10 protein-coding genes are annotated in these 13,423 nt (G+C 62.5%); 5 read left to right on the forward strand and 5 right to left on the reverse strand.

All coding sequences use genetic code 11. The features are described from left to right. Positions 1-179: 179 nt before the first annotated feature. From B0G71_RS16910 to recG, 5 genes are all read right to left on the reverse strand, one after another. A complete protein-coding gene (locus B0G71_RS16910; protein ID WP_106284510.1) occupies positions 180-677 on the reverse strand; it encodes a Dps family protein in 498 nt (165 codons plus the stop codon). Positions 678-830: 153 nt separating this feature from the next. Continuing rightward, complete coding sequence (locus tag B0G71_RS41390) at positions 831-989, reverse strand: hypothetical protein (RefSeq protein ID WP_181916781.1); 159 nt, start codon at positions 987-989, stop codon at positions 831-833. 85 nt (positions 990-1,074) lie between these two features. Next, positions 1,075-2,529: a catalase gene (locus B0G71_RS16915; protein ID WP_116142865.1), complete on the reverse strand. Its 1,455-nt coding sequence runs from the start codon at positions 2,527-2,529 to the stop codon at positions 1,075-1,077. A 399-nt stretch (positions 2,530-2,928) separates the two neighbouring features. After that, entirely contained in the window at positions 2,929-3,888 is a 960-nt protein-coding gene (locus B0G71_RS16920) for a LysR substrate-binding domain-containing protein (protein ID WP_106284513.1), read from the reverse strand. Positions 3,889-4,691: 803 nt separating this feature from the next. Further along, on the reverse strand, positions 4,692-7,139 hold the full coding sequence (gene recG, locus B0G71_RS16930) for an ATP-dependent DNA helicase RecG (protein WP_241974468.1): 2,448 nt from the start codon (positions 7,137-7,139) through the stop codon (positions 4,692-4,694). A gap of 147 nt (positions 7,140-7,286) precedes the next feature. Between recG and queA the strand changes: the two genes are divergently transcribed. The 5 genes from queA to secF all read left to right on the forward strand — a co-directional run bounded on the left by queA (position 7,287) and on the right by secF (position 13,355). Then, the gene (gene queA / locus B0G71_RS16935; protein ID WP_116142869.1) at positions 7,287-8,345 is read left to right on the forward strand and encodes a tRNA preQ1(34) S-adenosylmethionine ribosyltransferase-isomerase QueA; all 1,059 of its coding nucleotides are present in this window, start codon (positions 7,287-7,289) and stop codon (positions 8,343-8,345) included. Positions 8,346-8,448: 103 nt separating this feature from the next. Beyond that, positions 8,449-9,663, forward strand: a complete 1,215-nt coding sequence (tgt, locus tag B0G71_RS16940) for a tRNA guanosine(34) transglycosylase Tgt (protein WP_116119002.1) — start codon at positions 8,449-8,451, stop codon at positions 9,661-9,663. 209 nt (positions 9,664-9,872) lie between these two features. Next, the gene (yajC, locus tag B0G71_RS16945) at positions 9,873-10,202 is read left to right on the forward strand and encodes a preprotein translocase subunit YajC (protein ID WP_007179286.1); all 330 of its coding nucleotides are present in this window, start codon (positions 9,873-9,875) and stop codon (positions 10,200-10,202) included. Between the two features lie 117 nt (positions 10,203-10,319). Next, positions 10,320-12,386, forward strand: coding sequence for a protein translocase subunit SecD (gene secD, locus B0G71_RS16950; protein ID WP_116142871.1), 2,067 nt, complete (start codon positions 10,320-10,322; stop codon positions 12,384-12,386). Positions 12,387-12,404: 18 nt separating this feature from the next. Further along, positions 12,405-13,355, forward strand: a complete 951-nt coding sequence (secF, locus tag B0G71_RS16955; protein WP_106281923.1) for a protein translocase subunit SecF — start codon at positions 12,405-12,407, stop codon at positions 13,353-13,355. Positions 13,356-13,423 lie beyond the last annotated feature (68 nt).

The following is a 13,423-nucleotide window of genomic DNA, read 5'->3' on the forward strand; positions in this document are numbered from 1 at the left end:
GTGCGGCTATTTTACGGGATGCGGACGGCGCGCCGCTTTCGGGCTGTCAAGGCGAATAAAGCCGACGACGCTGAAAAAAAACAAAGCCTCCCGCGCAGGGAGGCTTTGTTGGAGTCGCATTCAACTTTAACTTCAACTTCAACGCCGGCGCCGAAACGAGGCGCCTTGCGCGCAGATACTTAAGCCAGCATGGAGCGCAGCATCCACGCGGTCTTTTCGTGCGTTTGCATGCGTTGCGTCAGCAGGTCGGCCGTCGGTTCGTCGTTGGCGGCTTCCGTCGACGGGAAAATTGCGCGCGCGGTACGCACGACAGCTTCCTGACCTTCCACCAGCTGGCGGATCATTTCTTCCGCGGCCGGCACGCCGTCCGCTTCCGGAATCGACGACAGCTTGGCGAATTCCTTGTAGCTGCCCGGCGCATGCACACCCAGCGCGCGAATCCGTTCGGCGATCGAATCGACCGCCAACGCCAGTTCGTTGTATTGCGTTTCGAACATGAGGTGCAGCGTGTTGAACATCGGACCCGTCACGTTCCAGTGGAAGTTATGGGTCTTCAAATACAGCGTGTAGGTGTCGGCGAGCAGGCGCGACAGACCTTCTGCAATCTTCTTGCGATCTTTGTCGCTGATCCCGATATTGACGTGCTGTACGGCTGCTGTGGCTTCTTTTTTGGCCATGATGACTCCTTTGAAGAGTGATACGAACCGGTCGGCAAAGTGACGGTCTGCGGATAGCAAACTCGACAGCTCGAACGCTCGACAGTTTAGCCTGGAAAGCTGCTGCGTTCGTATGACGCGTGGCCACTTGCCGCGTCCAGGCGGCGGCTTCCATCAACCGCCGAGCGCGTGTTGCAGCGCCTGCGCGACGATCACGGCCACTCCGCTCGCGAAGATCGCAAAGCCTACCGCCCTGCGCGCGACCAATGCATGCCGTTGCGCGCTGTTTGCGGCTGACGTGCCGCCTGACATGCTCGTCATCATCTGCATCATGATCGTGCTCCTTCGGTTCGTATCGGTACTAGCGGAACGCAAATGCGCCCGCTCTACTGCATGACTTCAACTGTGCGATTGCTGCTTATTGCCCGCTGCGTTCCGCGAGGTCGGCCATCGCGGCGATCACGCCTTGCGCGTAAGCGGGATCGGCACGACGGAAATGCTCGATCTGACGCGCAACGATTTCCTGCGGCACGCCGTTGATATGGCGTGCGATGTTGCCGAACAGACGCTCGCGCTGAGCCGTATCGAAGAGCGCAAACAACATACCCGGCTGCGTGTAGTAGTCGTCGTCCAGGCGATGCTCGTAGCGATCCACCGTGCCCGCCGCGAGCGGCGGTTCGGCTGCGTCGGCGTCCTGCGCAAAGTCGCCGAAGCGGTTCGGCTCGTAATTCACGTTGCCGCCGAGATTGCCGTCGGTGCGCATCGCGCCGTCGCGATGGAACGAATGCGGGCTCGGGACGCGCGCTGCATTCACCGGAATCTGATGGTGATTGATGCCGAGCCGATAGCGCTGCGTATCGCCGTATGAGAACAGACGGCCCTGCAACAGACGGTCCGGCGAGAAGCCGATACCCGGCACCACATTGGCGGGCGTGAACGCCGCCTGCTCCACGTCGGCAAAGTAATTCTGTGCGTTGCGATTCAACTCGATCGTGCCGACGTCGATCAACGGATAGTCCTTCTGCGACCACACTTTCGTGATGTCGAACGGGTTGAAGCGATACGTGACGGCCTCTGCTTCCGGCATCACCTGAATGGCGAAGCGCCACTTCGGGAAATTGCCCGCGTCGATGTTGCCGACCAGATCGCGTTGCGCGCTTTCGCGGTCTTGCGCGACGACTTGTGCCGCTTCGGCATCGGTGAAGTTCTCAATGCCTTGCATTGATTTGAAATGGAACTTCACCCAGAAACGCTCGTTGGCGGCGTTGATAAACGAATACGTGTGCGAGCCGAAGCCGTGCATCTGACGGTAATTCTGCGGAATGCCGCGGTCGCTCATCAGAATCGTCACTTGATGCAGCGATTCCGGATGACGCGACCAGAAATCCCACGCGGCCACATTGCTGCGCATGTTGGTGTACGGGTCGCGCTTTTGCGTGTGGATGAAGTCCGGAAACTTCAGCGGATCGCGGATAAAGAATACCGGCGTGTTATTGCCGACCACGTCCCAGTTGCCTTCTTCCGTGTAGAACTTGATCGAGAAACCGCGCACGTCGCGTTCGGCATCGGCGGCGCCGCGCTCGCCCGCGACCGTCGAAAAGCGCATGAAGAGCGGCGTTTCCTTGCCGGCTTGCGCGAACACCTTGGCCTTCGTATAGCGCGAAATGTCGTGCGTGACCTTCAACGTGCCGAACGCACCTGAACCTTTGGCGTGAACGCGGCGTTCCGGAATCACTTCACGATCGAAGTGGGCGAGTTTTTCGAGCAGCCAGACATCTTGCAAAACAACCGGGCCGCGCGCGCCTGCGGTCATCGAATTCTGGTTGTCGGCGACGGGTGCGCCGGCGGCACTGGTGAGCTTACGTTCGGACATGCGTGACTCCTGGTTGGCTTTTATCGGAACAGATTGTGGGGGAGCGGCGCGGCACACTGAGGCCAGAGGCTCATGCGCTAGGCGGACAAGGCCCGATCGACCAGCAGGGAAAACATGACAGTGCGCGCGCTGAGCATTGAGGCGGCAAAACGGCTCGGCGCAACGGCCGTCCGAGGGACGAGGATTTGGACTTGTCGCGGCTTGGATTGCGTCATGATTTCCTCCGGGGTCTTTGGGATCGGGCGATCCATGGAGCAAACTATAACAATGCTATCGAAATAACGTGTTTGATTAATTTTATCTATTCGATAGGCCTGGCGGCTGTCGGCGCCTTATATGGGCGCCAAGCCGGTCGCCCGCTGGGCTTACGCGGCGAGCCGGCCTTCGTGGGGCATCTGTCTAGTTGACCGCGACCGGCAAATCGAGCTTCTTGACGCCCGCCAGATCGCAGGAGTTGATAGCGTCGCAAATGGCCTCAATCGCGGGCATGCGCGTGAAGCTCTTGCGCCAGGCCAGCACGACGCGGCGATCCGGCACGGGCTCGTCGAAAGCGACGTAGCTCAGCAGCCCCGAATCGATGCCGCCGGCGTGCGGCTTGACTTCATGCACCGACATGCGCGGCAGCACGGTAATGCCGACACCGCTCGCCACCATGTGGCGGATGGTTTCCAGCGAGGACCCTTCAAAGGTTTTCTGGATGCCGTCCGCGTTTTGCGAAAAGCGCATCAGTTCCGGGCAGACGCCCAGCACATGATCGCGGAAGCAGTGACCGCTGCCGAGCAGCAGCATGGTTTCCTGCTTGAGATCGTCAGCATCGATTTTCGGGCGGTTTTCCCAGGCATGCCCAGACGGCAAGGCAACCACGAAAGGCTCGTCGTATAGCGGGCGCAGCATCAGGCCGGTTTCCGGAAACGGCAGCGCCATGATGGCGACATCGATTTCGCCTTGCTTGAGCAGTTCGATCAGCTTGAGCGTGTAGTTTTCCTGCAGCATCAAGGGCATTTGCGGGACGCGCTTGATCATCTGCTTGACGAGTGTGGGAAGCAGGTACGGCCCGATCGTGTAGATGACGCCAAGACGCAGTGGCCCGACCAGCGGATCTTTGCCCTGTTTCGCGATTTCCTTGATGGCGAGCGTCTGTTCGAGAACGCGTTGCGCTTGCGTGACGATCTGTTCGCCGATCGGCGTGACGCTCACTTCGCTGGTGCCGCGCTCGAAGATCTGCACGTTCAGTTCGTCTTCGAGCTTTTTGATTGCGACCGACAGCGTCGGCTGGCTAACGAAACACGCTTCGGCGGCCCGGCCGAAGTGCCGCTCGCGGGCGACCGCGACGATGTATTTCAATTCGGTGAGCGTCATTAGGGGACCAATCAGTGCGGTGAGTTCGATAGGTTCTAGTTATACACCTATAGGGTCGGTTCGCCAACTGTTTGGGGTTATTTGCGCGGGGCGCTGGGGGGTTTGGTGGGGCTTTCTTGCTGGTTGGCCTTTCCTTGCGTTGTTAGTGGTCTATTAGCGTTGCCCCTGTGCGGGGCAGGCACCTACTTTCTTTGCCGCGGCAAAGAAAGTAGGCAAAGAAAGCCGCTTCACACCACCAGCTCATAAGCGGGTCCCTCGGCTTGGAGGGGGCAGTGGTGCATCTGGAATCCGTCGTCTCGCACATTCCCCGCGAGTGACAAAGCAGTCATACGTCCCGCCTCGCACTACGTGCTCGCCGGAGCGGTCTGCTTGAAAAGCTGGCTTTCGATCACGCGAAGGGGGTCCGTCGGCTTCGCCTCGGCGAATCCCGGCGGGATGGTTGGATTGCTTGGCTGCATCGGTACGCGGTGGCGCCGCGTGGAAAGCGACCGCAGGTGGATGCCCGGACCTATCCACTGGCTGATGAAGTACCGCCACGGCGCGCGCAGCGCCGCCGGAAGAATGACTGCCTTGTCACCAGGGCGAAATGTGCGAGAACACGGATTCCAGATGCACCACTGCCCCCTCCAAGCCAGGAGCCCCGCTTATGAGCTGGCGGTGTAAAGCGGCTTTCTTTGCCTACTTTCTTTGCCGCGGCAAAGAAAGTAGGTGCCTGCCCCGCACAGGGGCGACGCTAATAGACCACTAACAAGCCAAGGAAAGGCCAACACAAAAAAACCCGCCGAGCAGGCAAATCCTCACCTTCAAGCCTTCAAAAACTGCTCCCGCGCGCCAAGCCAGCGCGCCAGATGCTGCAACACGACCTCGGGAAACTTCTCAAGCAAAACCGCCGCAGCCTCCCGCGCAGGCTCAATCAACCACTGATCATTCTGAAGATCAGCAAACCTCAACATCGCCGCGCCCGACTGCCGCGCCCCTAAAAACTCCCCCGGTCCACGAATCTCGAGATCCCGTCTGGCGATCTCAAACCCATCAGTGGTCTCCCGCATTGTCTGAAGCCGCGCCCGCGCAGTCATCGACAAAGGCCCGGTATAAAGCAGCACACAAACCGAAGCCGCACTCCCGCGCCCCACCCGTCCCCGTAACTGATGCAACTGCGCAAGCCCAAACCGCTCCGCATGCTCGATCACCATCAACGACGCGTTCGGCACATCGACGCCCACTTCGATCACCGTCGTCGCCACCAGCAGCTGCACCTCGTTACGCGTGAACGCATCCATCACGGCCGCCTTTTCAGCCGGTGCAAGCCGTCCATGCACGAGACCGACATTCAGTTCGGGCAACGCGGCCACCAGCGTCTCATACGTCTCGACCGCGGTCTGCAACTGCAAGGTCTCGCTTTCCTCGATCAACGGACACACCCAGTACACCTGGCGCCCCGTCAACGCAGCCTCGCGCACGCGTCCGATCACCTCCTCGCGCCGTGCATCGGACACCAGCTTGGTCAGGATCGGCGTGCGCCCGGGCGGCAATTCGTCAATGGTCGAGACGTCGAGATCGGCGTAATACGTCATCGCGAGCGTGCGCGGAATCGGCGTCGCCGACATCATCAGTTGATGCGGCTGGAAGTTACGGGCGCCATCGGCGGCGTTCAGTGCCTTGGCGCGCAGCGCGAGCCGCTGCGCCACGCCGAAACGGTGCTGTTCGTCGACGATCACCAGCCCGAGGCGCGCGAACTCGACCGCGTCCTGAATGATCGCGTGCGTACCGATCACGAGTTGCGCCGTGCCGAGCGCGGCGGCTTCGATCGCGGCGCGCTTTTCCTTGGCCTTCAGACTGCCGGCCAGCCACGCAACGCTCACGCCGAGCGGCTCCAGCCAGCCGCGCAGTTTGCGCGCGTGCTGTTCGGCGAGGATTTCCGTCGGCGCCATGAGCGCGGCCTGGTAGCCGGCGTCGATGGCCTGTGCCGCGGCCAGCGCGGCGACGATCGTCTTACCGCTGCCGACGTCCCCCTGCAAAAGCCGCTGCATCGGATGAGGCTGCGTCAAATCAAGCGCGATCTCGCCGCCGACGCGCTCCTGCGCCGCCGTCAGCGAAAACGGCAGCGCTTTCAGCAGACGCGCCACCAGCGCTGATTCGTCGCCCAGCTTGCGGCGCGGCATGGCCGGCGCCGCGCGGGTGCGGCGTTCGTCGTGCGCGCGCTTGAGCGACATCTGCTGCGCGAGCAATTCCTCGAACTTGATGCGCACCCACGCGGGATGCGTGCCGTCGATCAACGCGGTCTCATCGGACTGAACGCCCGGATGATGCAGCGTGCGCACAGCGTCCATCAGCGACGGCACGCCGAGCGGCTCCATAAACGTCCGCGCGACCGACTCCGGCAGCAGTTCCGGCAGCGACGTGCGCGACAGCGCGTTGTCGATGGATTTGCGCAGATACGCCTGCGTTACGCCTGCGGTGCTCGGATACACGGGCGTCAACGCCTGCGGCAGCGGCGTGTCTTCGTCGACCACGCGTACGGCCGGATGCACCATCTCCATGCCGAAGAAACCGCCGCGCACGTCGCCGCGCACCCGCAGCCGCGCGCCGATCGCCATCTGCTTGACCTGGGAGCCGTAGAAATTCAGAAAACGCAGCACCAGTTCGTCGCCGGCGTCGTCGCGCAGTTTCACCAACAACTGACGGCGTGGACGATAGGCGATCTCGTTGTCGAACACCACGCCTTCGGTTTGCGCAACGCCGCCCGGCAGCAGATGCCCGATCGGCGTCAGCGAGGTTTCGTCCTCGTAGCGCATTGGCAAATGCAGCACGAGGTCGATGTCGCGCGTCAGGCCGAGTTTGGCGAGCTTGTCGGCGGTTTTGTCCGCGGGTTTGGCGGCGGATTTCGCGCCGGACTTCACTGCGGATTTTGCGGCAACCTTGGGGCCGGGCTTGCCGGCGGGCCTGTCGCCGAATATGTCGGCAGGCTTGCCGACGTGTGTGTCACCGGATGGATCCACAAGGCCGACGCGCTCGCCGACAGATGTTTCAGCGGGCTCGCCGGCGCGTTTGCCGCCAACTTCGTCAACGGGCTTGCCATCCGACTCGTCACTCTGTCGCGAAGCTTTTCCAGCGTTCAACCCGGCGTCCGCGCCGACACCCTGGCCCGCGTCGCTCACTCCCGCCACCGCCTTGCCGCGCGAGACGCGGCGCCTGGGTTCGGCGCTCACTTCATCGGTAACGGAGGGCGATCGGCGGTCGGACAATGGCATGGGCTGCTTCGCAAGTACAATATCGGCTGTCAAAGGGTTCGGCGCCATACAGCGCGCGGGCTCGCGGGCCGCTCTGGCGTCCCGCAATCATAGCCGCCCGGCTCCGGCTTCGGCTCAATTCAGTTCATTTCGCTTCCAGTCGTTCGTATGTTGACGCTTTCCGATTTCGATTTCGATCTGCCTCCCGAGCTGATCGCGCAAGTCGCGCTGCCCGAGCGCAGCGCCAGCCGCCTGCTCGAGGTGGATCACCCGGCCGACGCCACCGGCCCCGCGCGCCTGATCGACCGCCGTTTTGCCGAGTTGCCCGAATGCATCACGGCCGGCGATCTGCTGGTCTTCAACGATACCAAAGTCCTGAAGGCGCGCTTCCTCGGCCAAAAGGCCAGTGGCGGCAAGATCGAAGTGCTGGTAGAGCGCCTCACCGGCGAGCGCACGGCGCTCGCGCAGATCCGCGCGAGCAAGAGCCCGCAGCCGGGCACCACGATCCGGCTGGCGGATGCATTCGACGTCACGGTCGGCGAGCGAGTCGAGCCGTTCTACACGCTGCATTTCCCCGACGATTGTCTGACGCTGATCGAGCAGTTCGGCCGGCTGCCGTTGCCGCCGTACATCGAGCACGATCCCGATTCGACCGATGAAACCCGCTATCAAACGGTGTTCGCGCAGAATCCCGGCGCGGTCGCCGCGCCCACGGCCGGCCTGCATTTCGACAACACGCTGCTGGCCCGCCTCGACGAAAAAGGCGTGGAACGCGCGACGCTGACGCTGCACGTCGGCGCGGGCACCTTCCAGCCGGTACGGGTCGAGAATCTCGCCGAGCACAAGATGCACAGCGAGTGGTATCACTTGCCGCAATCGCTCGCTGACCAGATCGCGGCGACGCGCGCGCGCGGCAACCGCGTGATCGCGGTGGGCACGACCTCGATGCGCGCGCTCGAAGCCGCCGCGCGCGACGCCGAAGCCGCAGGCCGCCCGTTGGCCGCAGCCAGCACGGAAACCGACATTTTCATCACACCGGGCTATAAATTCCGCGTGGTCGACCGGCTCGTCACCAATTTCCATTTGCCGAAATCCACGCTGCTGATGCTCGTGTCGGCTTTCGCGGGCGTCGAGACGATTCGCGAAACCTATCGCCATGCGATCGAGCAGCGTTACCGCTTCTTCAGCTACGGCGACGCGATGCTGCTCACGCGGCGCGACGTCTGATCGACGTCCACGAGAATTTTCGCAGTTCCAGCCCGCCGCGAACCTTTCCGCCGGCGCTCAACATTTGCGCCGGACTGTTTTCCGGTAGCACAGGAGTTTTTTCATGACCAACGGTCAATCCGTTAGCACGCGCGCCGATCACGGCGCTTACCTCGGCGATCACGTCCGCCCGGAAAACGGCCTCAATTTCGAATTGCTCGGCGTCGACGGCCTGGCCCGCCGCGGCCGCGTCACGCTGAATCACGGCGTGGTGGAAACGCCGATCTTCATGCCCGTCGGCACCTACGGCACCGTGAAGGCCGTGCAGCCGCGCGAGCTCAAAGAAATGCACGCGCAGATCATCCTCGGCAACACCTTCCACCTGTGGCTGCGCCCGGGTCTGGAGACGATCGAGGCGCACGGCGGTCTGCACGGCTTCATGGGCTGGAAAAAGCCGATCCTCACCGACTCGGGCGGCTTCCAGGTGTTCTCGCTTGGCGATCTGCGCAAGATCACCGAAGATGGCGTCACGTTCGCGTCGCCGATCAACGGCGACAAACTGTTTCTGTCGCCCGAAGTGTCCATGCAGATCCAGAAAGTGCTCAACTCGGACATCGTCATGCAGTTCGACGAATGCACGCCGTACGCGACCAATAACGTGCCGACCTCGCACAAGGAAGCGGCCGATTCGATGCGCATGTCGATGCGCTGGGCGCAGCGCTCCATCGACGAATTCAGGCGGCTGGGCAATCCCAACGCGCTGTTCGGCATCGTGCAAGGCGGCATGTTCGAGGACCTGCGCGACGAGTCGCTGGCAGGCTTGGCCGAAAAGGATTTCCACGGTCTCGCGATCGGCGGTCTGTCGGTCGGCGAGCCGAAGGAAGACATGATGCGCGTGCTGAACCACATCGGTCCCAAGTTGCCGGCCAACAAGCCGCACTACCTGATGGGCGTGGGCACGCCGGAAGATCTGGTGGCGGGCGTGGCCGCCGGCGTCGACATGTTCGATTGCGTGATGCCGACCCGCAATGCACGCAACGGCTGGCTGTTCACGCGTTTTGGCGACGTGAAGATCCGCAACGCGGCGCATAAAAATTCGCTGCGCCCGCTCGACGAGCAGTGCGGCTGCTACACCTGCCGAAATTTCACTCGCGGCTATCTGCATCATCTGCATCGAGTAGGGGAAATCCTCGGTGCGCAGTTGAATACGATCCACAACCTGCACTACTACCTCGAACTGATGCAGGAAATCCGCGACGCAATCGACGCGAAAATGTTCGAGGCCTTCCGCAAACGCTTTCACGAGAACCGCGCGCGCGGCACCGCCGAGGCGCCGTAACGGCGCGGCAGAACGGATTCAGCCGAAGAATCCGTCCACCTCGCCGGGAAAACCTTACAATTATCTTTCGCGAGCGGCGGTAAAAACGGCAAAGCAGGCTTTAAACGGTTGATCCCAAAGCCGATTCGCCGCGCTGACGCGCGTCGGGCCGGTGGTAGAATAACCGGCTGATTTTTTTGATCGTTTTGACTTATAACGGAGAGACCAACGTGTCGTTCATTTCCAATGCCTTCGCCCAAGGCACAGCAACAGGTGGCATTGAATCGAACCTGATGAGCTTCCTGCCGCTGATCCTGATGTTCGGCGTGCTGTACTTCATCATGATTCGCCCGCAAATGAAGCGCCAGAAGGAACATCGCAACATGCTCGCCGCGATGGCCAAGGGCGATGAAGTGGTGACGAATGGCGGCATCGTCGGCAAGGTGACCAAGGTGGGCGAAGCCTACGTCGGCGTCGAAATCTCGGAAGGCACGGAAATCACCGTGCAAAAAGCGTCGGTCACGACGATTCTCCCGAAGGGCACGATCAAGTCGCTGTAAGGCCGAATCTCTCGCGTCCGGCGCGGCCTCGCCGGCAGTTCACGCAGCACACCGTGAACCGCCCGCGCTCATCGCCGGACGCATCGCTTCCAAGCCAACCTTCCCGTTGGACCACTCATGAATCGTTACCCCCTCTGGAAATACGCCGTGATGCTGGTGGCTCTGGTCATCGGCCTCGTGTACACGCTGCCCAACCTGTTCGGCGAAGCGCCGGCGGTGCAGGTGTCGAGCGGCAAGGCAACGGTCAAGCTCGACTCGACCACGCTGTCGGCTGTCGAAGCCGCGCTCGCCGCGAATCAGATCAAGCCGGACGACGTCACGTTCGACAACTCGGCGACCAACGCGAACATCCGCGTGCGTCTGCCGGACACCGACACGCAACTGCGCGTGAAAGACCTGCTGCAGAAGTCGCTGAACAGCGATCCGACCGACCCGCAGTACATCGTCGCGCTGAATCTGCAAAGCGCGTCGCCGCGCTGGCTGACCGCCCTGCACGCGCTGCCGATGTACCTCGGTCTCGATCTGCGCGGCGGCGTCCACTTCCTGCTGCAGGTCGACATGGCCGGCGCGCTGAACAAAAAGCTCGATTCGGACGCTTCGGACGCGCGCACGCTGCTGCGTGACAAGAATATCCGCGACGGCGGCGTGAACCGCGTGAACCAGTCGGTGGTGATCAATTTCGCCGACCAGGCCACGGCGGACAACGCGTCGAAGCAATTGAGCCGCGGCATCGCCGAACTCCAGTGGGCCTCGCAAGCCGGCCCGGACGGTGGCGTGCAACTGGTCGGCACGTTCACGCCGGCAGTGCAGAAAGCCGTGCAGGACGCCGCGCTCAAGCAGAACATCACCACGCTGCATAACCGCGTGAACGAACTCGGCGTGGCCGAGCCGGTGATCCAGCAGCAAGGCGCCGACCGCATCGTGGTCGAACTGCCGGGCGTGCAGGACACGGCGAAGGCGAAGGACATCATCGGCCGCACGGCAACGCTCGAAGCGCGCCTCGCCGATCCGGTCAACACGCATCCGAATCCGTCCGATCCGGTGCCGCCGGGCGACGAACTGTTCACGCAAGGCAACCAGACGCCGGTGCTGCTGCGCAAGCAGATCATCTTCACGGGCGACCGGATTATCGACGCGTCGGCGGGCTTCGACGAACATCAACGCCCTTCGGTCAACATCCGTCTGGATTCGGCCGGCGGCCGCGCGGTGGCCAGCATCTCGCGCGACAACATCGGCAAGCCGATGGCCATGGTGTTGTTCGAAAAAGGCAAGGGCGAAGTGCTGACGGTGGCAACCATCCAGTCGGAACTGGGCGACCGCTTCCAGATCACCGGGCAGGCCACGCCGCAAGGCGCCGCCGACCTCGCACTGCTGCTGCGCGCCGGCTCGCTGGCCGCGCCGATGGACATCATCGAAGAACGCACGATCGGCCCGAGCCTCGGCGCGGACAACATCAAGAAGGGCTTCCACTCGGTGGTGTGGGGCTTCGCGGCGATCGCCGTCTTCATGATCGCGTACTACATGCTGTTCGGCGTGATCTCCATGATCGGCCTGTCGGTCAACCTGCTGCTGCTGATCGCCGTGCTGTCCATGCTGCAAGCCACGCTCACCTTGCCGGGTATCGCCGCTATCGCGCTCGCGCTCGGTATGGCGATCGACGCGAACGTGCTGATCAACGAACGCGTGCGTGAAGAACTGCGCAACGGCGCGCCGCCGCAACTGGCCATCCAGAACGGCTACGCGCACGCCTGGGCGACGATTCTCGACTCGAACGTCACCACACTGATCGCCGGTATTGCGCTGCTCGCATTCGGCTCCGGCCCGGTGCGCGGTTTCGCGATCGTGCACTGTATCGGCATTCTGACGTCGATGTTCTCGGCCGTGTTCTTCTCGCGCGGCATCGTCAATCTCTGGTACGGCGGCAAGAAGAAGCTGAAGTCGCTGGCTATCGGCCAGGTGTGGCGTCCGGAGACGGCGCCGGCAGGCTCGGCTGCTTACCTCGGCAGCGAAGACGCCGCGACCGACACGGCGCAAGCCGTTGCCGCGGTCGCCGCCAAGCCGTCGAAGGCCAGGGCCGCCGTCGCGCAGGCACGCGCCGGCAAGCCGACCGTGCGCCGCCGCAATGCGCCGGGTTCGTCGCCGGGTTCATCGAGCACGCCGCAGAAACCGGGTTCGTCCCGCTGAGTCCCGGAGAACAAGACCATGGAATTTTTCCGTTTCCGCAAAGACATTCCGTTCATGCAGCGCGCGTTGATTTTCAACGCGATCTCGCTGCTGACGTTCCTTGCCGCTGTGTTTTTCCTGCTGCATCGCGGGCTGCATCTGTCGGTGGAGTTCACCGGCGGCACGGTTGTCGAAGTGCAGTATCCGGGCGCCGCGCCGCTCGAACCGGTGCGCGCTACGCTGGGCAAGCTCGGTTACGCCGACGCTCAGGTGCAGAACTTCGGCACCTCGCGCGACGTGCTGATCCGCCTGCCGCTCAAACAGGGCTACACGTCCGCGCAACAGAGCGATCAGGTGATGACCGCGCTGAAGGCCGACACACCGCAAGTGCAATTGCAACGCGTCGAGTTCGTCGGCCCGCAGGTCGGCAAGGAACTCGCCACCGACGGCCTGCTCGCGCTGGCCTGCGTGGTGGTCGGTATCGTGATCTACCTGTCGTTCCGCTTCGAATGGAAGTACGCGGTGGCCGGCGTGATCGCGAACTTGCACGACGTGATCATCATTCTCGGCTTCTTCGCGTTCTTCCAATGGGAGTTCTCGCTGTCGGTGCTGGCTGCGGTGCTCGCGGTGCTCGGCTATTCGGTGAACGAGTCGGTGGTTATCTTCGACCGGATTCGTGAGACCTTCCGCCGCGAGCGCAAGCTCACCGTGATCGAGGTGATCAACCACGCGATCACCAGCACGATGTCGCGAACCATCATCACCCACGGCTGTACGCAGATGATGGTGCTGTCGATGTTCCTGTTCGGCGGCCCGACGCTGCACTACTTCGCCTTGGCGCTGACGGTCGGTATTCTGTTCGGTATCTACTCGTCGGTGTTCGTCGCCGCGGCGCTCGCCATGTGGTTCGGCGTGAAGCGCGAAGATCTGATCAAGGACAGGAAGGACCGCACCGACGCGGACGATCCGAACGCAGGCGCGCAAGTCTGATTCTGTTGTAGTTTCAGACCTCGCAACGCAAAAGGCCGGTTCATTATGAACCGGCCTTTTGCGTTTAC

The organism is Paraburkholderia sp. BL27I4N3 (genome assembly GCF_003386115.1).
Taxonomy (GTDB): Bacteria; Pseudomonadota; Gammaproteobacteria; order Burkholderiales; family Burkholderiaceae; genus Paraburkholderia.

What these genes read in the sequence shown, in the direction of transcription:
- B0G71_RS16910 (WP_106284510.1), bottom strand. Translation starts at nt 677, where the DNA reads ATGGCCAAAAAAGAAGCCACAGCAGCCGTACAGCACGTCAATATCGGG.
- B0G71_RS41390 (WP_181916781.1), bottom strand. Translation starts at nt 989, where the DNA reads ATGATGCAGATGATGACGAGCATGTCAGGCGGCACGTCAGCCGCAAAC.
- B0G71_RS16915 (WP_116142865.1), bottom strand. Translation starts at nt 2,529, where the DNA reads ATGTCCGAACGTAAGCTCACCAGTGCCGCCGGCGCACCCGTCGCCGAC.
- B0G71_RS16920 (WP_106284513.1), bottom strand. Translation starts at nt 3,888, where the DNA reads ATGACGCTCACCGAATTGAAATACATCGTCGCGGTCGCCCGCGAGCGG.
- recG (WP_241974468.1), bottom strand. Translation starts at nt 7,139, where the DNA reads ATGCCATTGTCCGACCGCCGATCGCCCTCCGTTACCGATGAAGTGAGC.
- queA (WP_116142869.1), top strand. Translation starts at nt 7,287, where the DNA reads ATGTTGACGCTTTCCGATTTCGATTTCGATCTGCCTCCCGAGCTGATC.
- tgt (WP_116119002.1), top strand. Translation starts at nt 8,449, where the DNA reads ATGACCAACGGTCAATCCGTTAGCACGCGCGCCGATCACGGCGCTTAC.
- secD (WP_116142871.1), top strand. Translation starts at nt 10,320, where the DNA reads ATGAATCGTTACCCCCTCTGGAAATACGCCGTGATGCTGGTGGCTCTG.
- secF (WP_106281923.1), top strand. Translation starts at nt 12,405, where the DNA reads ATGGAATTTTTCCGTTTCCGCAAAGACATTCCGTTCATGCAGCGCGCG.